We start from the raw sequence: 20,716 nt of genomic DNA, 5'->3' as shown, positions 1-20,716 counted from the left end.
CCACCCACCCTCGGGTTCGAGCCGATCGACCCTTCAGCTTTCGCGAACCCACCGTCTTTGTGCAGGAAACGGGTGCCGGTCGACAACACAGCCAGCCGCCGCATCCACCAGAGCCCCGCCGTGTAGATCGCGGCGACCACGGCCATGACCGTCTGCCCGAGGGCGGTGCCGTAGGGCGCGGCGAACGTCTGAGACGAGGCGAACAACGCGCTCAAGGCGACGACGGACGCAACGATGACGATCAGCGTCGTACGCAGCCCCGCTCGCTCAGCCTCGACGTCCCGGCGGACGAGAACCTCGTGTTCCACCGCGTCGGCCAGCAGGCGCAACGCCTCCCGCGTCCCGGGACCGCGCCGACGTGAGGCCAGCACCAGCGCACACGCGATCAGATCCCCGATCGGGTCGTCCAGCTCCTCGGCGAACACCCGGAGCGCCTGCTCGGTGTTGGCGTGGTTGTTCAGCCGTTCCGCCAGGACGGACACCGGTGCGCGGATCGCCTCGGGCGCGATGCGGGCGCTGTCAACCAGAGCTTGTTCCAGGCCGCGACTGGCGCCCATCATCTCGGCCAGTCGGCGGGACCATTGCGCCAGTGCCTCCAGGCGCGCGATCCGGCGTTGCGATGCCCGTCCCGACAGCATCGGCGGAACCGCGTACGCCCCGGCACCCATCGCGAGGGCGGCGACCGGCCAGCCGGACAGCAGGAACAACACGAGGGCCGCCACGGCACCGGCGAGCAACCGGTTACGGCGTCCTGGCCAGGCCGGCGAGCGCAGAACCATCTGCAACCGCGACGGCGGGCGCACTCGCCGTTCCGCAGGCTCGGGCGCCCGAAGTCCAACCACGATCGTGAGGACAGCTCCGGCTGCGCACAGGCCAGCCAGGGCGGCGAGCATGCTCGTCACAGCCAGCCCCCCACGTCCGGACCGGCCTTGAGCATCTCGGGATCAAGGCCCTGCGCCACGAGTTCATCGAACAGGGCGGCGCTGATGTGCCCACCCGCCGGGGTGGCTCGGCCGTCAGGCCCAGGGGTGAAGATCAGGTTGCGCGTCGGTTCGACCGCGTCCGCCGGTGGCCCGATCTCCATCACCTGTGAAACGAACCGTTCGTTGCTCGCCTGGTCCCGCTCCAGGTAGACGATCACGGGTTCGGCCAGCCCGAACATCAGGTGCACGTCATCGGCCCCGAGGCCGAGGTCGGCACGGCGGCCGAGTTGGACAACGCGGCTGAACACGTGTTCCGGCCGGTGGACGTGCAGTGTGCACATTGAGCCGCGCGCCCCGGAGTACATCACCTCCAGCATCGGCGCCAGCTCCCCGTGCCGCGCCTCCCCCACGATCACCCGGTCGGGATTCAGACGCAGACACGCCGGCACCAGGTCCTGCAAGCGGACCTCGCCCGCGCCCTCGGCGTTGGCCTGCCGAGCCTCCATGGCGACGACGTCATGATGGCGGTGCGCCAGGCGCGGGTCGTCCAGGAACAGCTCGAAGTCGCTCTCCAACGTGATGACCCGCTCCTCAGGCGGAATCTCGTTGGCCAACGCGCGCACCAGCGTCGTCTTGCCGGTGTTGACCTCCCCGCACACGATGACGTTGCGCCGGGCCCGGATCGCCGCTTTCAGGAACGCTTCCAGTGGCTCGGTCAGGGTGCCGATTTCGGTGAGCTGCCGCAAGGTGACATCGACCAGCCGGTGCACCCGGATCGCCAGATGCGGGCGCCTGGACACCCAGCCCACTACGGCCAGCCGGACGCCGTCAGACAGCGCGGCGTCCAGCAGCGGCGAGGCGTGGGAGAACTCGCGGCCGGTGTTCCCGCGGCGCGCCAGCAATTGAACCCACTCGATGAGGTCGTCATCGGTTTCGGCGACCGGTGGTCCTGGTCGCTTGGTGCCGTCGGTGTAGCTAATCCAGGTCTGTCGACAGCCGTTGACGACGATGTTCTCGACGTCGGAACGGTCCAGGTATGGCTGCAACGGGCCGAGCCCGAACCTGCGGTCGAAGACCAGCCGAGCGATTTCGCGCAGCGCCTCCGCTGACATCACCCGTCCGGACGTCAGCAGCCCATGCGCCCACGCCTGGACCTGCGCGTCGATCAGCTGTCGGGCCCGTATCCGGTCGATGCCATCGGTCAGGACGTCCACGAGCTGCGCGGACACCTCTCGGACCGCCGTCCACACGTTCGCGTCGTCCGCCTCATCTGGCGAGGCTGTTCCAGCGGGTGTGGGGCCGGCGTAGCGGACTCCTTGCGGCCTGGCGAACGCCCAGCCGGACGCGCTCACCGGTCGCCCCGAGCACCGGCACCGGCACGAACCGCGCCGCGCTCGCCTCCGATGTCCGTCGACAATGACTCGGTGGTCGCGCGGAGGCGCCGACCGAGGCATTTGAAGGACCGCAGGAGCAGCGACGTCTTGAAGGTCCTGCGGGGCCGAGCGCCGTCCGAGAGGACTTGGGCATCGGTAGGTGAGCACGGCAGTTCAGCCAGCACTGGCGTCTCAAGGACGCGCTCGACCTCCGCCGCGCTGTAGGGCCCATCCACGAGCAGACACAGCCCGATCATCGCGCGATCGCCCACCAGATCCCTCAGAGCATCGAGTCGTGGACCGGCGACATCGACCTGCGTCAACGTCGGCTTCAACACCATGACCACGGTCTGCGCCGCCCGCAGCAAGGCATCCGGCGTGTCCCGGCCTCCGATGCGCCCGAGATCCGCGATCACATCGTCTGGCCGCGAGGCAAACGCCTCGGCCAGGCGGCCCCACAACGGCTCCAGGCGCACGCCGTGCCGAGGATCGCGGACACCATGCAGCACCTTCCCGGAATCCGCACCCGGCATGGGAATCACATAGTCCTCCAGCGGAAGCCGGAGGTTCGGACCGGACTCGGCGGCCATCGCCAATCCAAGCAGCCCGGGACCGGCCGACTCGCGGAGCCGGTCCGCCATGAAGCCCGGCAGTACACGGCGCCCCATGGGATCGCACTCGGCCAGCAGCACCTCCCCCGGCCATGTCATGGCCAGCCCCAACGCTGTAGTCGTGACGCCCGGAGATCCTCCCGGCGAGATCACGCAATGCAGAGCCACGGTCAACCCCGCCTCTCCGTCACCACGAGAACGACCATCCCGGCGGCCGCCTGCCGCGCCACGGCGCTGCTGTCGTCATCGGGCACGATCAAGGACACCGCCATCGCGCCCTCGGCGTCTGGTCCGTCCACTCCATCGACCACCGCGGCGACGTCCCGCAGGGCGGTGGTCTGCGCGCGACTCTGCGAAGCGCCGGCCACGGACTCCTGTCCCTGATTGCCGAAGGTGAACACCACCCGGACACTCCAGCCGGGAGCCAGCCCGGGCGGCATCGCGCTCGCCTTCAACGGCACGGTGACCAGTGCCCGTCCCGCCGGAGGGCTCTGTTCCGCCGTCAGCTGCGATGCCGCCAGGAGCGTCCCCTTCCGCAGCGCCACGGCGGCCCGCTGCCCGACGACCTGCTCGAGTTGACGGCCTGGGATCACCATCACGCCCGGTACCACCGGGACCCGAGCCTTGTCGAGATCGGCCTGGGTGATCTTGTGTCCGACCGCGACGTCACGCGCCACCCTGACGACCGAGACTCGGTCGTCCGAGGAGCGAAACAGGTACACGTTGGTCGCCACAGCCAGCACCAACAACAGCATCGCCGCCACGATCACCCCTGGACGACGCTGCCGCGCCAGTCGCTTGGACGGCGCCGCACCCGCACCGCCCACGTTTTTGGCAGCGATGGGCCCCGGCAACACTCGGCCACTCGACTTCATGCCTATCCTCATCCGTAAAGGGCCTGCGCCTCAGCCACCCGCAACCGGAAGGTCGTGGACCGGCTCAGCGGCGGAAGCGCACCACCGGATCCGTCAGAAGCGCGCCACGTGCCGCCCCACAGCACGGTCACTCGCACCCGATAAACCTGACCGGGCTCATGCAGCGAAGACCGCGCAAAGGTGTAGGAGCAATCGGTGCGCTGCGACGCGGCTGGCCGTGTTTTGTCATAAGCCGTACCGGACCCCGAGCAGCGGACGACCGGCTCGCCGGGTCCCGGGGCGATCGTCATGCTCTGCGGACGAGCAGTCACCTCAACCCACACGTTCCGAGCCGACACGCGACCGCTCAGGGGATGCCAGTTGGTCACCCAGAACCACTCCGGCAGTCCCACTAGTCCGCCCTTCCGGCGCGGCGGCGCCGTCCGCACCACCGGAACCGGAATCGGCATACGCGTCCACTTGGTCAACGCCAGCTCGGCCGAAGAGACCTTGGACGCCTTGCCGCTCTCACTCAATTCCGAGCAGACCACCTGCACGTACTCGGTCAATGCTTGGCAATCACGCGGCCCCGGCTCCTGCGGAACGTCCGCGTAGTTCCCTCTGGGTGCAGCGGCAGAAGCTCGCCCGCCACCTGCCGACCGCCCACCATCCTGGGCGCCGAAATTGTAGCTGTACAAGTTCGCGTCCGGTGGCAGTGGATCTCGCAGGGGCGGCACCGTAACGGAAGAGGAAACAAGAAGACTGACTCCAAGCATGGGCGCAACGACTTCCACCCGTCAGCACCCTTCACCGATCGTGATGGATTTTCTGACTCGCCACTGCCCATCAACTCCCTTCACCAACAGCGCCTTGGTGTTTCCCTCCCGAACCCCCCGGTTGATCTTCTTACCTGTGATCGAGTGTAGAATTCCAGCGCCACTGGAGTCCTGACAGTCAAACACCGTGGCACCACTCGCAGTCAGCTGAACACTCTTTATGCGAACGGCGACCTGGCCGTAAGTCGCAATGTGCTTCCTCTTCATCTCTTCGATACGTCGCAGCACACGCGAAAGCTGGGGGTCAACCATGACCGTAGCGAGGTCCCGCTTACGCGACTCAACTGGAAGAGAGTCCGCGCGGTCGAGCATCGCGACAAACTCTACGTAAGCGGACGCCACGACATCCTCTTCCGATACGGTCGACGAGGGCATTGGACTAACAGAATCCGTCGACGAGGGCAAGGCAACAGCTTTCGGAGCACCACCGCAGGCCGAGCAGAGCAACGCACCCGCGATACCAAGCCAGTAGGTGCGTGTCACTACCCATCGACACCTCTTCGGCAAGTCTCCCCTCCCCAAGCTTGATCGTTTGCTCCCTGCAGCATCCGCCATAACTCCGGCGCTGTTGTGACGTCGAGCGATCCTAGACGGAGATTGCGCACTACGACTACTAGAAGCGACGCGAACAAGGTAAATCTCTTCGCAACCCAGAGTCGACCAATCTCAGCCAGACCGCACATTCTTCCACCTGCACGTCCTTAGCCCCTCCGCAACTTAAGCTGTGATGACACCACCGAGTCGGGCCGGGCCGGCGCGACGTGCCATCCGGCAGACCGGAATCAGACAATCTTTCTACACGCGCTCACCTCGGTCGAAACGACCCCGCATGTCGCGGCGGCTACAGACCAACCCTTCGCAGCCGCGACAGAGTGCCATAAAACCCGACAGATGCCCGGCAGGCACGTCTTTTCCTAACGCCGAAGTCCGGAAGACTCCTTCATTTCCGACCTCCGTGGTCCTCACTGCGCACCACCAGCAAGGCAGCAAGTGCTTCACTCTGCCGAAATCACCGCAAAAGTAGCGGCTAGCCTGTACACCTCGAGCTACCGGCTATTGAAGGCGGCGGGTGGCCGGCGAGGTCTTCCGTACGCGCCTAGATACCAGAAGTGGCCGCAGCCGCGCAGTGGTCCACCATCAAAACGATCGCAACTGTCTACGCCCCGGACGCTGCACGTGCTGACCTACCGCCACCGGGGCGCCCGAGCTCCTCGTCCCTAGGATGAGACAGACGGTGCCTACTTCAAGGTCCTCAACTGCATGGCGCACGAGGAGCACGCGAGCGGGGCAGTACACGTCAACGACCAGACGGCCAACGCGGGTGACGCGGTTGGCGAGCGGCCCCGCGGCAACGGCAGTGCTCTCCAGCAGTCAGTCGCCTGTCTGTGCGTCTTCGCGCGTCGACGGGGCTGAAACATGGATAAGCTACTCGCTGCCAAGCGAGCGTCCCAGCCTCCACTCGGAGGTGGGCATGAACCGAGGGGGCTTGACAACATGAGCACCAACACCCCTAACCCCAGTGCGACCGAAGCTCTACCGAGCGATGCGGAAGCTCCCGATGGCCGCATAATCGACTTCATTTCAGGCACGCCAGTTCAAGCCAAATCTGAAGAATTGCTTGCAGTTCAGCCCTTTGCAAAACAGCTAGTTGAAGACTATGGGTATCCAAAGGAGCACATTCACTCCAGGCCACAGTGGCACGTTAAGGCTCGCCCATCGGACACGACTAAGACGTACCCAGTGGACTTGGCAGTCTTCAAGGGACCCCAACACACAGACGACAATCTATATATCGTTGTTGAGTGCAAGAAGCCGGGACGCAAAGACGGACGCACACAACTCGAAGACTATATGCGCATGTCCCGCGCAGAGTTGGGCGTATGGTTCAATGGCAATGAGCGCCTCTTCCTTAGGAAGTACGAAAGCAAAGGCCGCATCACCTTTGCCGAGATACCCAACATCCCCCGCTTTGGCCAGCGCGTAGATGACATCGGTCAGTTCAAAAGGGAGGACCTCAAGCCAACTCACAACCTCAAGGCCGTCTTTCGGTCCATTAGGAACTATCTTGCCGCAAACGCTGTTGGCATGACTCGTGATGAGGCTTTGGCGCAGCAGATCATGGATCTTATCTTTTGCAAGATCTATGACGAACGGTTCACGCGTCGCGACTCCATCGTCTCGTTCCGCGCGGGTGTAGATGAGCCTGTGAAGGACGTAGCGGCTCGAGTGAAGGACCGTTTCAATAAAGTTGTTCGCCAATACTCCGATGTCTTCGGAAGCGGCGACAAGATAAGCCTCGACGACCGGTCGATCGCTTACGTAGTTGGCGAACTGCAGCAATATTGTCTGATCGAATGTCAACGTGACATCATTGCCGACGCCTTCGAAATCTTCATCGGCCCCTCTCTCAAGGGTGGTCAGGGGCAATTCTTCACCCCTCGAAACGTCACCTCACTCGTACGCGAACTGGTTCGCCTCAAGGTGACTGACACAGTTCTTGACCCAGCCTGCGGGTCAGGGGGGTTTCTTGTCGAAGGCCTAAGAGGCCTCTGGGCCAAGGTAGACAAGCAGGCATATGAATTGGACTGGCCAGAGTCCGAGCGCGAGTCAGAGCGACAGAAGGTGGCGATAAAGCAGCTCCGGGGGATAGATAAAGACGAGTTCCTCTCAAGGGTAGCTAAGGCATACATGGCGTTGCTCGGTGACGGGCGTGGAGGCGTTTACTGCGAAAACAGCCTTGCGCGGCTCACAGATTGGAGCCCCAAGACCCGACAAGAGGTCCCGATGGGCGGATTCGATGTCATTATGACAAATCCACCCTTCGGCAAAAAGCTCAAGATCACCGAAGAGTCCATCTTGTCGCAATACACACTTGGGCGAAAGTGGAAGAAGTCTCGCAGGTCCGCAGACTTTGAGCAGACCGACAGGCTGCTCGATGGCCAAACCCCACAGATTCTTTTCATTGAACGATGCCTTGATCTGCTGGCAGATGGCGGTCGACTCGGCATCGTCCTTCCCGAGTCAATGCTTTGCAACCCATCTCATCGCTACATCGTGCAGTACATACTTACTCGTGCACGCATCAGGGCAGTTGTTTCCGTCCACGAGAACCTTTTTCAGCCTCATACCCATGCCAAGACCTGCGTCGTTCTCATCGAGAAAGGCGCCGCTGCGCCAGATGAGGATTACGATATCTTTATGGCGATTGCTAGATGGTGCGGGCATGACTCACGGGGTCACGCCATCCCTCACGACGATATTCCAAAGATCAAAGCACGCTGGCAGAGGTACAAGACTGGGGAAGAACTAGACTTCAACCATCTGGGCTTCATCGTCTCGTCCAAGCAGATTCGAGACATGATCTATCTTCCCAAGTACTACAACCCAGAACTGTCAGCATCGATCGAGTCTTTGGCGTCGACTCACGAACTGATTAACCTCGGCGATCTCGAAGAACAGGGCGTTATCCAGGTCGATACAGGCGACGAAGTTGGGAAGCTCGCTTATGGGGGCGGATCTATTCCGTTCATTCGCACGAGCGATATAGCGAACTGGCAAGTAAAGGGCGACCCCAAGCATGGCTTGAGTCAGGCCCTCTACGACACACTAGCTAAACGGCAGAATGTCGAGCCGGGCGATATTCTAATGGTTCGTGACGGCACGTACCTCGTAGGTACCTGCGCCATCGTCACCGACCTTGACTGGAAGATCGTCTACCAGTCACACATACTCAAATTCAAGGTTCTCGATAGAGATCGTCTCGACCCGCACTTGCTGTTGGCTCTACTCTCATCGCCGATAGTTAAACAACAAATCTACGCCAAGCGATTCACGCAAGACATCATCGATACGCTTGGCGGTAGGTGGCGCGAACTAGTTCTGCCACTCCCTAAGGATCGTGAGCTTAGGCTGGAAATCACTGACACGGTAAGAAAGGCGATCATTCTGAGGCGAGAGGCGGCAGGGCTGTCTTGGTCCGCTATCCAGCGAGTAGCCCCCATTGAGGGTAGCGACCTGGATGATTCCGACGTCGAGTATGGGTTTGGTGTCCTAAACCAGTAGGTGATCGCGGCGTCTAATCCACAGTCGCATATCCCTGACCTCGTGTGCTACATGGTCGATCGGAAGGTGCGTCCGTTCGAAAATTCGAACGCACTTCGCCACCATCTCCGTACCGCCGCGCGGACCCACGCTTGACACAGTGGCAAGGAAACAATGCCCCTTCCAGCGGTCAATGCCTAAGTTTGCGATCAGCAATCGGGTCACTCGCACTCCACCCCGTACCTGCTGGAACGCCTGTACGCCACGCTGCGGGACTCAGGCGCGTACGTGATCATCAGCCTGTCGGACGTGACGTTCTGCGACGCGTCCGGCCTGGCGATGCTCGCCGGCGCCCACCACCAGGCCGCGGCGACCGGCACCATCCTGACCCACGCCCGCCCCCGCCCACAGCCGGCCGATCTGCTACGGGCCACCCGACTGCATCGCGTGTTCATCTCCGCTTCCTCTGCCACCGGCGCCCAGAACACCAGTCCGGACATCCGATCGACCGCGGCCTGACGGCGCAAAGAACCTCGCACGCACGGGACCGGGCCCGGCCGGTGCGGACCTGTGGCCCGGGGCATCCGGGCCCGGCCACCGCCCGGCTAACGAAGAGAGCGTGATGACGACATGACCGGCGATGACCTACCGGCGACCGTCTGGGGCCTTCCGACATGACCCGAGGCGCGACCGACTGGCGGCGGCTGGCCGCCTCCTTCGACCTGATGGCGGCGGTCCTGAACGAGACCACCCTGCTCAGCCTGCTGAAGCTCGTGACCGAGCGGGCCCGCTCCATGGCAGGCGTTCCGCTGGCATCCATCGCCCTGCCCGCCGAAGAGGCCCACAGCCTGCGGATCGATGTCGCGGTCAGCATCGGCAGCGACCGGATACGCGGGCTGACGGTCCGGCGCGGGCGGTCGATGCTCGGCCAGGCATTCACCTCCCACGGGCCCTGTCGGCGCGAATCGTCACCGATCAGACGCTCAGCGCCCTGCCAGCCGGACCGATCCTGATCCTGCCGCTGGACAACAGCGAGGCCACCCACGGAGTCCTCGCCGTCCTCGCACGGTCCAACGCCGAGCCGTTCAGCCCCTCCACCGCCCGTCAGCTGCTGCTGTTCGCCGACACCGCCGCCTGCCTGGTCCAACTCTCCGAAGACCGGCGCACAACCGCCCCGTCAGACAACGCGTGCGCACGCATCATCGCCATCCGCCCCCACCCACGCGGACCCAAGGCGAGTGAAAGCAGACGGCAATCCCCCCCGCCTAAGCCACAAGCTGCCCCCCCTTTACACCGGGGACCTGAGCACCTCCGAGAACCTTCTACGAGGTGCCCGACTCCAACGCATGCGCCTCCAGGGCGGCGCCGACGCCCGCTGCGGCGCCGCGGGCGGCTGGCTTCTGTCCCGCCTCGGCCACAGGGCCTGGCCGGGAAAGGGGCGCGAACACCCCGTGTTTTCGACGACAACGCACATGCGATCGGCATTCCGGACTCAGACCACGTCCCCGACGACTCCTGATCCCCCTCTCTTCCCACAGCGATCACACCACGACGGTTGGCCCGTACTCAGGTGCGAGATGCGACCTGCAGTATCACGTCAACGATCACGACCAAGACCGAACGATTCGCGAACACGTTGCGGCAAAGCCTTCGTGGACAGGTCTAGCGAGATGCACCGTTGGACGAAGCTCAACGATCGGCAACTGGATGTTCTACGGCGCATCGACACCGGCACCAACCCAGTGCCCCGCCGAGATCACGACCTAGCACACACCGTGTACGCGCTGCGGCGACGGGGACTGGTGACCACGCTGATTGAAGACGGCGCCTGCCGACCGTGGGCGTGGCCGCGATGACCAGCACGACCTGTCCGGAGTGGTCGGCGATACCGAGGTGCATCTGGTCGGCGCGGCAGTGCCGTATCGCGACTCGTCCGAGGTGCTCGTGCGGCAGGTGGGGCGCGTAGCTGAGCGCCGATGTGCTGGGCGAGTGGGAGGTGCGGGCCGCAAGCCACGGCGCGCCGGTGGAGTTCGGCCGCGGCGCGCAGGGTGGCGGAGTTGGTGATGAACACCTCGGCTATCACGTCGCCTTCACCGGTGGCGGTGGTGATGAGGTGGCGCGTGAGCCCGGAACTGATCGTGCCCAGATGCCGTTCACAGGTTCGAGGCCGTGGCGCTCGGTGGGCGGCCTTGGCGGGCTGCGCGTCGTGGGCGGGCTGGTTAGTGGTGTCGTCCGGGCAGAGCCAGACGCTAAGCTGCCGCGCACCGCTGGCGGGCGTCGGGTTCGGCTTGTTGGTGCTGGTCATGTCGGGTGACCCGTGATGGTCGCCCGGTCCCCTGTCTCACTAAGTAACTGACCCCGCCCACCCCGATCTTGGACACGCGCGGCGAATTTCTGCCCGCGTTCATCGCAGAGCCGGCATGCGGGCAGTTGGTCTGGACCGGTGTCTGAAACATTCGATTTGACCGATTGAAAACTCTTGTGACCTATATCCAGGAAAAGGTGAGTATCTCCTCTAACACCTGCCAGCGTCGGCGTGCGGATTTCTGGAAAGCGTCCGCTGGTGGCTAAGTTGGCTTTAACCTGAAGGTGAGAGACCGGCTCCGGGAGTCCCCTGTGGCAAAGCTGACCGAGGAAGAACGTGAACGTCGGGCGTTGATGCGCGCGCGGCGTGAGGCTCTCGCCGCCGAGCAGGAAGATCGCCGACGGGAAGAACGGCGACAGAAGTGGGTACGCGACGGCGCTTATCTAAGCCGTGAGGAGTTCGAAGCAGGCGAGCCTTGTCGGGGCTGTGGCGAGCCCCTCCTGGATCAACGTGGCGACCGTCTTGCGCTGGCGCAGATGACGCCGGAACAGCGCGAAGAACATGATCGGGAGGAAGCGCGTTACCTCGAGCGTCACAGTGAATGCCGTTCCCATCGATGGAGCATCCAGGGATCACGCACCTTGCACTGCGGATATTGCTGCCCACCACATCCCTTGAGCCACAGGCAGATCGAACATATCAGCAGAATTTTCGCGTCCGTCAAGTCGGAGGTGCGGAAACGGGATCTCGATGACTGGGATCTCACGCTGACCTGCGATCACATGGTTCGCGTTACGCAGCACCGCGACCACGACTACTACTCCCGGCGGGTCGTCGACTGTCCCACCTGCAGCGCTCGCCGAGGTGTCGTCCAAGCCCATCGCATCGGGCCCACGGACGACGCTGAGGGGCGTGTGCGAACGGCACGACTGGTCGAAGAGCTCCAAGCCGCGGAGGCGAAGCTGGAGCGGCAGAACAAGGCGATCACGAAGACACAACGACGGATCGAGGAACTCGGCGCACAGCTTAGGGCCCCCGGCTCGGCTGCAGATGAGTGAGCTGATGGATGCATCGGTGGGATCCGCTCAACGAGCGCCAACTGGACGTCTTGCGCCGGATCGGCGAAGGGAATGACCTGAGCCGGCCGGAAGAAGTCGCTCTACGCACCTCGGCTCGGGCCTTGCAGAGCCGCGGACTCGTCGATGTCAGCCGTCGCGTTGGCAGGTGGCAGGCATCCATCACCGAGGCCGGACGGTTCTACCTCGAGCATGGTCAACACCCCGACCACCCCGACCACCCCGACCGCAGGCGCGATCACTCAACGGCTGAGGAGAAAGGGCCGTCGTCTCGTCCACGCGCCCAGGCGCCAGGAGCAGCGGCCGCGCAAGACTATTCGGGAAAGAACCGGACGCAGCCCCAGACGTTGGTCTCGGAGAAGCGCCATGCGGCGGCCACGGCCCTGGTCGAGCGCCTGACTTCTGAGCAGCGCATCATCATCGAAAAGCCGGACGAGGAGACCGTCGGCCAGTGGCGCCGCACAATCAACTACGCCAAGCGGCACAAGCTCGAGCCGCCCGGTCGATGGATCGAAAAGCGGAAGGAGTGGAACGGAAACCTCGTCATCGAGCTCCTCACCGGCGATCCTCCGAACAAGCGCGTCAATGCGAGTGACGATGCTCCGAGCATTCCGGTGCCCTCGCAGCTTCGGGCCCTGCATCCGGTGGTTGCCCGCCTCCGCGATGATGAGCAACGCCTCGTCATGCCACGCCCCCGCAGGCGACGCTGCTTGCTCATCCTCCAGGCACTGGCAGCCGAGGCCGAACGGCGTGGCCACGTCGTGCACGACGAGCCTGTGCCCGAGCATCACAGGAGCCGACCCTACACGTACCTGGGAAAGCACTATCCGAGCAGGTATTCTCGCCGTGACGGCGCGATACGCATCGCAATCGGGAAATTCTCCTACGCGGTGACCATCGCAGAGGAGAACCCACAAAGCAGCGATCTCGAAAAGGTCGAGCGTCTGGTCGTCGAAGTCACGCGGTACCGCTCGAACGGCCGGCAGTGTCGGTGGGCCGACCGAAAGCGTTGGCAAGTCGAGGATATTCTTGAAAAAGTCCTGCGTGAGCTTGAGCAACGCGCTGTGGAAGATGCCGCCCGTGAGGTCGAGGAGGAGCGAGCCCGAGTCGAACGACGACGGCGCTGGGAAATCGCCATGGCCGAAGCACGGCGCAAAGCACACGAGGCCAACGACGCGACTGCGCTCCGCGAACAGATCTCCCGGTGGCGCGAGAGTCAGGAGATTAGCGCCTATTGCCGAGCGCTGGAACAACGTATCGACCGCGAGACACCGGATACGCCCGGGATGCGGGAGGCTCGCGAATGGCTGTCATGGGCGTGTGACTACGCCGCTTCACTCGATCCCCTTCGGACACTGCCCTCGCGCCCTGAACATCCGGAGCTGCGCCCAGATGATCTCAAGCCCTACCTCAAGGGCTGGAGCCCCTACGGCCCAGAGGAACGACGGGCTTGGTAAAGATCGGATCTGATGTCCCCACCAGGGCCGCCTCGTAGGAACGACGCCCGGGGTTGTCCGCTGCCGAGGACGGACACGCCGTCCGCGATCACGTCGTGATCGGCGATCACACCAACGCAAGCGCAAAGGGTCCAGTGTGGGCGACCGTGAAGCATGGATCGCCACAGCGAGGGTTCGTCCACAGGTGTCTCCACGACCCGCAAGGCTTGGCTCAGTACTCGCGGAATATCCGTCCCGCGTCTTTGAAGCCAGTTGGTACTCAGGCCGGACAGCTCTCCGGTAGCGTGGGCCCGGACGCGGGTTGCCCCGCGCACGGGCCCGGATCGCTGCCATGGGCTGCTATAGGCTAGGGCCTCACCGGGACGCGGTAGACGTCGCCGATCGGAATTGTGGTCGACATGTGCAATTGGTTGCGATCACCCCTCGGACACATACTGACCGCGCATGTGGGGGTTCCGGAATCTCTCGGGCCTCCACTTCGTGTTTCTGGGGACGGTAGGGCATCCCAAGGGGCGTTACTCGCCTGTTTCGCCGTCGATCAACTCTCGGGCTATGTCCAGGTGGCCGGCGTGGCGGGCGTACTCCTGGAGCGCATCCAGCGGCGTTCGAGCCGGCCGAGGTGCTGGACCAGTCCTAGCGGTGACCAGCCCAGCGGCTCGACCGGCGTGCGGAGCAGTGCGTCGGGCAGGCCGGAGATCTTCCGCATCAGGGCCTCGCGGTACCACTCCAGGTAGCCGAGGAGGAGTTCACGAGCGTCCGTGACGTCGGTGCCCGGGCCGTCGAGGAGTGCGGGGCACGGCGTCAGCGGAGGGAGTTGCCTCCGTCGGCTATGAGTGAGCGGCCCGTGATCCAGGCGGCCTTGTCGCCGCATAGGAACGAGATGACGCCGGCGAGGTCTTCCGGGGTGCCCGCGCGGCCGAGGGGGGTGGCGCGGGCGGCGGCGGACAGGAGGCGTTCCGGGTCGGGGCTGATGTCGCGCAGGGCGTCGGTGGCGATCACGCCCCCACTCACCAGGTTGACCGTGATGCCGTCGCGGCCCAGTTCCACCGCGAGGTAGCGGACGACGGACTCGGCCGCGGCCATGGCGGCGGCGATCGCGGCGTAGCCGGGGACGTGCCGGCTCGTTCCGGTGCTCACGGTCGTGACGACGCGGCCCCCGTCGGCAAGGTGGGGGCGCGCCGCCGCCACCAGGGCGAGGAGGGAGCCGACGCGGGTGGCGAACATCTGCTCATAGGTGTGCCAGGGCGTGTCGAGGGCCTTTCCCAGTGCCGGCGAGGTCGCGCCGAAGCCCGTGGCGTTGGAGATGACGGCGCGCACGGGGCCGAGGCGTTCGCTCGCGGCGCGCACGAACTCCGTGCATTGGTCCTGGTCCGCGACGTCCAGCGCGAAGGCGGCGGCGTGCCCGCCGTTGCGGTGGATCTCATCGACGACCCCGTTGGCGGACGCGGCGTTCCGGTGGTAGCCGACCGCCACGGCGTAGCCGTCGCGGGCGAGCGCCAGGGCGGCGGCGCGGCCGATGCCGCGGCCGGCGCCGGTGATGGCGGCGGTCTTCATCGGCGGTCCCCGAACGTGACGCAGTCGCCGTCGGCCGCCTCGGCGTAGCGGCGCCGCGCGTCCCGCTGGAGGTCCAAGGACTCGGGGCTCGCGAGGCGCTCCGCGAAGAGCCCGGCCTCCAGGCGGAGACCGTCGGTGAGCGGCAGCCGGGTCCCCTCGACCAGGGCGCGTTTCGCCGCGGCGAGCGCGGCGGCGGGACGGGACGCCATGTGGCGGGCCAGGCGCAGCGCCTCCGTCTGGAAGGCGGGGATGGGGAGGACCCGCTCGACGATTCCGGCCGTCCTGGCCTGCTCGGCGGTGAGGACGTCGCCGGAAAGGACGACGTCGGCGGCCCGGCCGGGGCCGATCAGTCTGGCCAGACGCTGGGTGCCGCCCGCGCCGGGGATGATGCCGAGCGCGGTCTCCAGAAGGCTGAAGTGGGCGCCGGCCGAGGCCCAGCGCAGCGTGCACGCCAGGGACAGTTCGAGGCCGCCGCCCCACGCCTGGCCGTCGATGACGGCGATCACGGGCTGCGGGAGGCGCTCGATGCGCCGCATCGCGGTGTACCAGATCCTGGCCCGCGGCACCGGCCCCCGGGACAGTTCGGCGAGTTCGTCCAGGTCCGCGTGGGCGATGAAGTAGCCGGGGACGCCGCCGGTGAGCATCACGACGCCGATGTCCGGGTCGGTCTCCAGCCGGGCGAGCTCCGCGTCCAGTTCTTCGAGCGCGGCGAAGGTGAGGAAGTTGCGCGGCGGGTTGCGGTAGGTGAGGACGGCGACGCCGTCGCCGTCCTCCCGGGTCCACATCGTCATGTCAGTCCTTGGGTGAGTCGAGTCCGTGCTCGGTGAGGAAGCGCAGCACGGCGTCATTGAAGAAGGCGGGGTTGTCCTGGTTGGCCAGGTGGGCGGAGTCCGGGACGACGAGGTACCGCGCCAGCGGATCGCGGCGTGCCCAGGCGGGCATGGCGGTGCGGAAGTTGCCGAGCCGGTCGTGTTCGCCGTGCAGCAGCAGTTCGGGTACGTCGATCCGGTAGCCGGGCTCGGGGTGGAGGGCGCCGACCAGGCTCGCCATGACCGCGACCATGTCCGCGTGCGCCATCCGGCTCGCCGTGTCGAGCACGTACTCGCGGACGCGCGGATCCCGGGCGGACGCCTTGGCCTCCTGGCGGATCAGGGCCTTGCGCGGGTACCAGGGCAGCATGCGGACGACCGCCGCGGCCTGGATCCGTTCCCGGCGCGTCAGCGGCAGGGTGTTCCCGGCGCAGCCCAGCGCGACCAGAGCCGAGACCCTGTCGGGGTGGTGGTAGACGATCTCCTGGGAGAGGTTGCCGCCCATCGACTGGCCGACGAGGACGGTCCGCTCGATGCCCTCCCCGTCGAGGATCGCGAGCAGGTCCTCCGTGGCCGCGCCCAGGGACCAGGGGGTCCGGTTGGGGATGGAGCGGCCGTGTCCCCGGACGTCCCATAGGAGGATCCGGTGGCGGGCGGCGAACCTCTCGATCTGCGGTTCCCACGTGCGGTGGTCGAGGGTGGCGCCGTGGGTGAACACGATCGGGGGTCCGTCGCCCGAGCCGCCGGTCCAGTAGTGGATCTCGCAGCCGGTGCGCTGGACGGTCCGGTGCCGCAGCGTCACGGCTCGTCGCCCAGGAGGAGCACCGACGCGCCGTAGTGGACGCTCTGGCTGGACGGTGTGCCCGCCCCGGCCGTGGCGACCGGCTCCCCACCGCCCTGATTGCTGTCGAAGTGCGGGAAGTTGCTGCTGGACAGCAGCAGGCCGATGCTGTGGCCCGCCCGGAAGCGCTGGGCCGTGTACCCGAGGTCGATCTCCAGCTGGACGGGTTCTCCGCGCGGCACGGTGGTGCCCGGGCCGTCGCGGTGGCTCAGCCGGACGACTCCTTCGCAGACCGGCAGGAGCCGTCCGTCCGGTAGCCGGTCCACCAGGCGGGCCATCACGTCGGCGTCCGCGGCGTCGGTCGCGAAGGTGAGCCGCAGCCGGACCCGGCCGGTGACGTCGGTGTCCTCGTCGAGCACGTCGCCGAGGTAGAGCAGGACGTCGGGTCTCGCGGCGATCCGGCCGAGGTCCAGCGGCCCGGGGGCGAGCCGGCCGAGGTGCAGGACGCGCCCGCCGCGGCTCGGGACCGGGTCGGCCGGGTCGTGGACGTAGCCGTCGGGTTCCGCCGGGTCGGGCACGGCGGTCAGCCTGCCGGGCGTTCCGCCGGCGACCGCGGGGCCGGTCAGGTAAAGGGCGTGGCCGGCGGCGTCGGCCGGGGGCCACCGCTCGGCGGTGCGCCATTCGTCCGCGCCCATCATGAAGTAGAGGACGGGGTCGGATTCGCCCGGCCCGTCCAGGCAGCGGCGGAAGAAGTCCAGGTGCCGGGCGGGGAGCCGGGCGGCGGCCGCCGAGGCCGCGACGCCGAAGTTCACCTCGCCCTGCAAGTGGGTCAGGGCACCGGTATGCGCCCAGGGTCCGACGATCAGCTCGTGCCGCAGGTCCGGGCACAGCCGCCGCATCTCCAGGTGGCCGCGGACGGTCGCGGTGGCGTACACGTCGTACCAGCCCGTCACCGACAGGACCGGCACCTCCACGGCCGCGTGGTCCCAGTCGGGCAGGGCCCGGACCTGGCCGTCCAGCAGGTCGCCGATGCGGATCGGGAATCCGGGCAGGTCCAGTTCCGGCATGCCGGCGAGCGGCAGCCGCCGCATCGCCCGCTCCGGGTCGTGGATCAGGGCCGCGACCTTCGCGGCGAGCGCCGGGTCGGCGTCCGGCCCCTGCCGGCCCAGCCAGTCGGCGGCCATGTAGGCCAGCCAGCCGACCAGGTGGTCGAGCCGGAGCGCGCCGCCGGTGTCGCGGGCGTCGGCCGCGGCGCCGGTCGTCATGGCCGGGGCGATGCCCCGCAGGTGCGGCGGCCGCAGCGCCGCGCCGAGCCAGGCGACGATGCCGAGGTAGAACGTGCCCGCGAGGAACACGTTGCCGTCGCACCAGGGCTGCGCCGCCGCCCATTCCACGGTGTCGAAGGTGTCCTCGGCCTCCTGCTCCCACATGACGGCCTGCCACTCGCCGCCGGAGTCGAACCGGCCGCGGGTGTCCTGCACCAGGGCGGCGAACCCGCCGGCGAGGCAGTGCTGGGGGTGCAGGGCGTCGGAGCTGATCTGCCGCCGGCCGTACGGCGTCCTGAAGATCACGGCCGGGGCCGGGGACGGGGGCCGCCGCAGGTCGCCGCGCAGCAGCACGCCGTCCCGCATCGGGGTCTCGACGCCGCCTTCGATGCGCCCCAGTTCCATCGTCACACCGCCTTGAGGGTGAGCATCGTGCGGGCCATCTCGTTCCACCCGGCGGTCGCGCCGCCGTCCACGGTCAGGGCGCAGCCGGTGATGAACGAACTGCCGGGCAGCGCCGCGAACACGGCGGCGCGGGCCTGCTCCTCGGGGGTGGCGAGCCGCCCGGCGGACGTCGTCGCGGCGAGGGAGTCGCGCAGCGGGCCGGGCGGCCACAACTCGTCCACCATCCCGGTGTGCGTCGGGCCGGTGACCAGCGCCACCGCACGGATGCCCTGCGCGCCGTAGTCGACGGCCACCGACTGGGCGAGCCCGATGAGGGCGTGCTTGGCCATGTTGTAGACGGGGGAACGCGGCGTCGCCGCCACCCCGCACATCGAGGACGTGAACACGAACACGCCGCCGTCCGCGCGCATATGCCCGACGGCGGAGCGCACCAGGTAGAAGTTGGCGTCGCAGCACACCCCCATCACCGTGCGGTAGTCGGCGTCGGTGAGGCTGTGCGGGCGCCCGGGGACGTTGACGCCGGCATTGCCGTGGACGACGTCGAGCCGGCCGTACCGGGCGACCACCGTCTCGACGACCTCGGCGACCTGGGCCGGGTCGGAGACGTCCGCCTGGACGATCCCCTCCCCCGGCGTCAGGTCCACGCCGACGACCTCCGCGCCCACGGCCCGGAAGAGTCTCATCGAGGCGGCTCCGATGCCGCTCGCCGCGCCGGTGATCAGGACGACCCGGCCGTCGAGGCGGCCGAAGACGTCGCCGTCCGTCATGGTCATGCGTTTCTCCTCAGCGGCCGGTGAACTCGGGGCTGCGCTTCTCGACGAAGGCCCGCGCGCCTTCGACCGCGTCGTGCACTTCCCTGTTGTTGCGGATGTGGAAGGTGTTCTGGATGCGGAGCGCCTGTTCGAGCGGCTGGCCGTAGACCCGCTCGCGCAGCTGCTTGTAGAGGCCGATCGCCCGGGTCGGGCCGGCCGCGAGGCGCCGGGCCTCGGCGAGCGCCGCGTCCCGCAGGTCCGCCGGCGGGACGACCCGGGTGTAGATGCCCAGGCGCTCGGCGTCGGCGGCGTCGAGCAGCCCCCCGGACAGGTAGATCTCCGTCGCCTTCGCGGTCCCGACGATGCGGGCCAGCATCACGGCGGTGCCGGTCTGCGCCACGTTGACCAGGCAGCTTCCGATCCGGGCCGTGTCCGCGGCGATCCGCAGGTCGGCGGCGCAGGCGAGCTCGGTGCCCGCTCCGGCCGCGGCGCCGTTGACCGCCGCGATGACCGGCTGCGGCGCCGTGACGATCGCCTCGACGATCCGCAGGTACACCGGGTCGGCGGTGTCGCCGAGGACCGGCGAGTGCCTGCGCTCCCCGGCGAGGTGCTCGTCCACCGCGCCGAGGTCGTCCCCGCCGCAGAACGCGCTGCCCGCGCCGGTCAGCACCACGACCCGGGCCTGCGGATCGGTCTCGGCGCGCTCCAGCGCGCGCAGCAGCTCCTCGCCGAGCGCGCGGTCGAGCGCGTTGCGCCGGTCCGGGCGGTTCATGGTCAGCCACAGGACCCCCGGCGCCGGCCGCGAGACCAGCAGGACCCCGCCGCCTCCGGACGCCGTGCTCTCCTGCCCCTGCGTCATGCTCGGACCATCCCTCCATCGACGAACAGTGCTTGGCCGGTGATGTAACCGGCGCTCGTTCCCAGCAGCCAGACGACCGCGGCGGCGACCTCCTCCGGGTACCCGCAGCGGCCGAGCGGCAGCCGCGCGGCGACCTTCTCGGCCAGCCCGCGGAGCCCGCTCTCATCGAGCATCGGAGTGTCGATGAAGCCGGGGCACACGGCGTTCGCGCGGACGCCGAGCGGCCCCAGCTCGACGGCGAGGGACCGGGTCAGGCTCAGCAGCCCGCCCTTGCTCGCGTCGTAGGCGGCCTGCCCCGCGAACCCGGTCACCGCGATCGAGCAGACGTTGACGACGGCGGCGCCCGGCGGCCCGGCGAGGGCGGGGGCCGCCTCGCGGGCCAGCCGGAACGGCGCCGACAGGTTGACCTCCAGCACGCGCGTCCAGTCGGCGGTGCGGTGCTCGCCGAGCGGCGCGCGGTGCTCGACGCCCGCGTTGTTGACCAGGCCGTCGAGGCCGCCGAGCCGCTCGGCGGCGGCGGCGACGAGCCGCCGCGGCGCACCGCTCGCGGTCAGGTCGAGCGGCATGGTGTGCAGCCGGCCGTCCGCGACCTCGGCGCCGAAGCGGCGTTCCAGGCGGCGGCATCCGGCCTCGTCGATGTCGGTCGCCAGCACCCGCGCGCCGTGCAGGAGCAGTTCGGCGACGAGCGAGGTGCCGATGCCGCCGGCCGCGCCGGTGACCAGGACCCGGCGGCCGTTCACGCCGCCGTCCCGGTACGGGCCCGGTGCAGCAGCCGCTCGGCGTTGCCGTGCAGCCAGGCCCGGACGGTGCCGTCC

General features: G+C 67.3%; 18 protein-coding genes and 2 pseudogenes. 5 read left to right on the top strand and 15 right to left on the bottom strand.

Features of this window, described 5'->3' with window-relative positions; translation table 11 throughout:
- The 6 genes from ETD96_RS18950 to ETD96_RS18925 form a co-directional block, all read right to left on the bottom strand.
- Window positions 1-893 (bottom strand): type II secretion system F family protein (locus ETD96_RS18950; protein WP_240807854.1); only part of this gene is annotated, 893 nt, incomplete at its 3' end.
- Window positions 894-898: 5 nt separating this feature from the next.
- Window positions 899-2,137, bottom strand: coding sequence for a TadA family conjugal transfer-associated ATPase (locus ETD96_RS18945; protein WP_171069114.1), 1,239 nt, complete (start codon window positions 2,135-2,137; stop codon window positions 899-901).
- Window positions 2,138-2,271: 134 nt separating this feature from the next.
- Window positions 2,272-2,988, bottom strand: coding sequence for a hypothetical protein (locus ETD96_RS18940; protein ID WP_138637795.1), 717 nt, complete (start codon window positions 2,986-2,988; stop codon window positions 2,272-2,274).
- 89 nt (window positions 2,989-3,077) lie between these two features.
- Window positions 3,078-3,662, bottom strand: a complete 585-nt coding sequence (locus ETD96_RS18935) for an SAF domain-containing protein (RefSeq protein WP_240807852.1) — start codon at window positions 3,660-3,662, stop codon at window positions 3,078-3,080.
- 128 nt (window positions 3,663-3,790) lie between these two features.
- Window positions 3,791-4,330 carry a hypothetical protein gene (locus tag ETD96_RS18930; RefSeq protein ID WP_138637793.1) on the bottom strand — a complete coding sequence of 180 codons (540 nt, stop codon included), beginning with the start codon at window positions 4,328-4,330 and terminating at the stop codon, window positions 3,791-3,793.
- A 228-nt stretch (window positions 4,331-4,558) separates the two neighbouring features.
- The gene (locus ETD96_RS18925) at window positions 4,559-4,972 is read right to left on the bottom strand and encodes a hypothetical protein (protein WP_171069112.1); all 414 of its coding nucleotides are present in this window, start codon (window positions 4,970-4,972) and stop codon (window positions 4,559-4,561) included.
- Window positions 4,973-6,091: 1,119 nt separating this feature from the next.
- Here ETD96_RS18925 and ETD96_RS18920 point away from each other — a divergent pair.
- The 5 genes and pseudogenes from ETD96_RS18920 (at window position 6,092) to ETD96_RS18900 (ending at window position 13,476) form a co-directional block, all read left to right on the top strand.
- Window positions 6,092-8,659: an N-6 DNA methylase gene (locus ETD96_RS18920; RefSeq protein WP_171069111.1), complete on the top strand. Its 2,568-nt coding sequence runs from the start codon at window positions 6,092-6,094 to the stop codon at window positions 8,657-8,659.
- A gap of 219 nt (window positions 8,660-8,878) precedes the next feature.
- A pseudogene (locus ETD96_RS18915) lies at window positions 8,879-9,157 on the top strand (STAS domain-containing protein); the annotation flags it as partial.
- 155 nt (window positions 9,158-9,312) lie between these two features.
- Window positions 9,313-9,651, top strand: a complete 339-nt coding sequence (locus tag ETD96_RS18910) for a hypothetical protein (protein WP_138637789.1) — start codon at window positions 9,313-9,315, stop codon at window positions 9,649-9,651.
- A 1,603-nt stretch (window positions 9,652-11,254) separates the two neighbouring features.
- Window positions 11,255-12,001, top strand: coding sequence for a hypothetical protein (locus ETD96_RS18905; RefSeq protein ID WP_138637788.1), 747 nt, complete (start codon window positions 11,255-11,257; stop codon window positions 11,999-12,001).
- Between the two features lie 8 nt (window positions 12,002-12,009).
- A complete protein-coding gene (locus tag ETD96_RS18900) occupies window positions 12,010-13,476 on the top strand; it encodes a hypothetical protein (protein ID WP_138637787.1) in 1,467 nt (488 codons plus the stop codon).
- A gap of 515 nt (window positions 13,477-13,991) precedes the next feature.
- Here the strand turns inward: ETD96_RS18900 and ETD96_RS47920 are convergent.
- The 9 genes and pseudogenes from ETD96_RS47920 to ETD96_RS18860 form a co-directional block, all read right to left on the bottom strand.
- On the bottom strand, window positions 13,992-14,201 hold the full coding sequence (locus ETD96_RS47920; protein WP_338072569.1) for a mycothiol transferase: 210 nt from the start codon (window positions 14,199-14,201) through the stop codon (window positions 13,992-13,994).
- Window positions 14,136-14,347: pseudogene (locus ETD96_RS47915) on the bottom strand (hypothetical protein); the annotation flags it as partial. The pseudogene ETD96_RS47915 and the gene ETD96_RS47920, both read right to left, overlap by 66 nt.
- Window positions 14,278-15,030 carry an SDR family oxidoreductase gene (locus ETD96_RS18890; RefSeq protein ID WP_138637786.1) on the bottom strand — a complete coding sequence of 251 codons (753 nt, stop codon included), beginning with the start codon at window positions 15,028-15,030 and terminating at the stop codon, window positions 14,278-14,280. The pseudogene ETD96_RS47915 and the gene ETD96_RS18890, both read right to left, overlap by 70 nt.
- Complete coding sequence (locus tag ETD96_RS18885; protein WP_171069110.1) at window positions 15,027-15,821, bottom strand: enoyl-CoA hydratase/isomerase family protein; 795 nt, start codon at window positions 15,819-15,821, stop codon at window positions 15,027-15,029. Before ETD96_RS18885 ends, ETD96_RS18890 begins: the two co-directional genes overlap by 4 nt.
- A gap of 1 nt (window position 15,822) precedes the next feature.
- Entirely contained in the window at window positions 15,823-16,641 is an 819-nt protein-coding gene (locus ETD96_RS18880) for an alpha/beta fold hydrolase (RefSeq protein WP_138637784.1), read from the bottom strand.
- The gene (locus ETD96_RS18875; protein ID WP_138637783.1) at window positions 16,638-18,290 is read right to left on the bottom strand and encodes a CocE/NonD family hydrolase; all 1,653 of its coding nucleotides are present in this window, start codon (window positions 18,288-18,290) and stop codon (window positions 16,638-16,640) included. Before ETD96_RS18875 ends, ETD96_RS18880 begins: the two co-directional genes overlap by 4 nt.
- A 2-nt stretch (window positions 18,291-18,292) precedes the next feature.
- Complete coding sequence (locus tag ETD96_RS18870; protein WP_138637782.1) at window positions 18,293-19,063, bottom strand: SDR family NAD(P)-dependent oxidoreductase; 771 nt, start codon at window positions 19,061-19,063, stop codon at window positions 18,293-18,295.
- A gap of 10 nt (window positions 19,064-19,073) precedes the next feature.
- The gene (locus tag ETD96_RS18865; RefSeq protein ID WP_138637781.1) at window positions 19,074-19,901 is read right to left on the bottom strand and encodes an enoyl-CoA hydratase-related protein; all 828 of its coding nucleotides are present in this window, start codon (window positions 19,899-19,901) and stop codon (window positions 19,074-19,076) included.
- Window positions 19,898-20,716: SDR family NAD(P)-dependent oxidoreductase (locus ETD96_RS18860; RefSeq protein ID WP_138637780.1), on the bottom strand; the 819-nt coding region annotated here is incomplete at its 5' end. The genes ETD96_RS18860 and ETD96_RS18865, both read right to left, overlap by 4 nt.

It is taken from the genome of Actinomadura geliboluensis (assembly GCF_005889745.1).
Lineage (GTDB): Bacteria > Actinomycetota > Actinomycetes > Streptosporangiales > Streptosporangiaceae > Spirillospora > Spirillospora geliboluensis.
Note: the sequence above shows the minus strand (reverse complement) of the source record. Positions and strands in the feature narration are given on the sequence as shown.

Coding starts and splice junctions, on each gene's coding strand:
- ETD96_RS18885 (WP_171069110.1), bottom strand. CDS start 15,821: ATGACGATGTGGACCCGGGAGGACGGCGACGGCGTCGCCGTCCTCACC.
- ETD96_RS18875 (WP_138637783.1), bottom strand. CDS start 18,290: ATGGAACTGGGGCGCATCGAAGGCGGCGTCGAGACCCCGATGCGGGAC.
- ETD96_RS18900 (WP_138637787.1), top strand. CDS start 12,010: ATGCATCGGTGGGATCCGCTCAACGAGCGCCAACTGGACGTCTTGCGC.
- ETD96_RS18910 (WP_138637789.1), top strand. CDS start 9,313: ATGACCCGAGGCGCGACCGACTGGCGGCGGCTGGCCGCCTCCTTCGAC.
- ETD96_RS18935 (WP_240807852.1), bottom strand. CDS start 3,662: ATGCTGTTGTTGGTGCTGGCTGTGGCGACCAACGTGTACCTGTTTCGC.
- ETD96_RS18920 (WP_171069111.1), top strand. CDS start 6,092: ATGAGCACCAACACCCCTAACCCCAGTGCGACCGAAGCTCTACCGAGC.
- ETD96_RS18890 (WP_138637786.1), bottom strand. CDS start 15,030: ATGAAGACCGCCGCCATCACCGGCGCCGGCCGCGGCATCGGCCGCGCC.
- ETD96_RS18925 (WP_171069112.1), bottom strand. CDS start 4,972: ATGCCCTCGTCGACCGTATCGGAAGAGGATGTCGTGGCGTCCGCTTAC.
- ETD96_RS18865 (WP_138637781.1), bottom strand. CDS start 19,901: ATGACGCAGGGGCAGGAGAGCACGGCGTCCGGAGGCGGCGGGGTCCTG.
- ETD96_RS18870 (WP_138637782.1), bottom strand. CDS start 19,063: ATGACCATGACGGACGGCGACGTCTTCGGCCGCCTCGACGGCCGGGTC.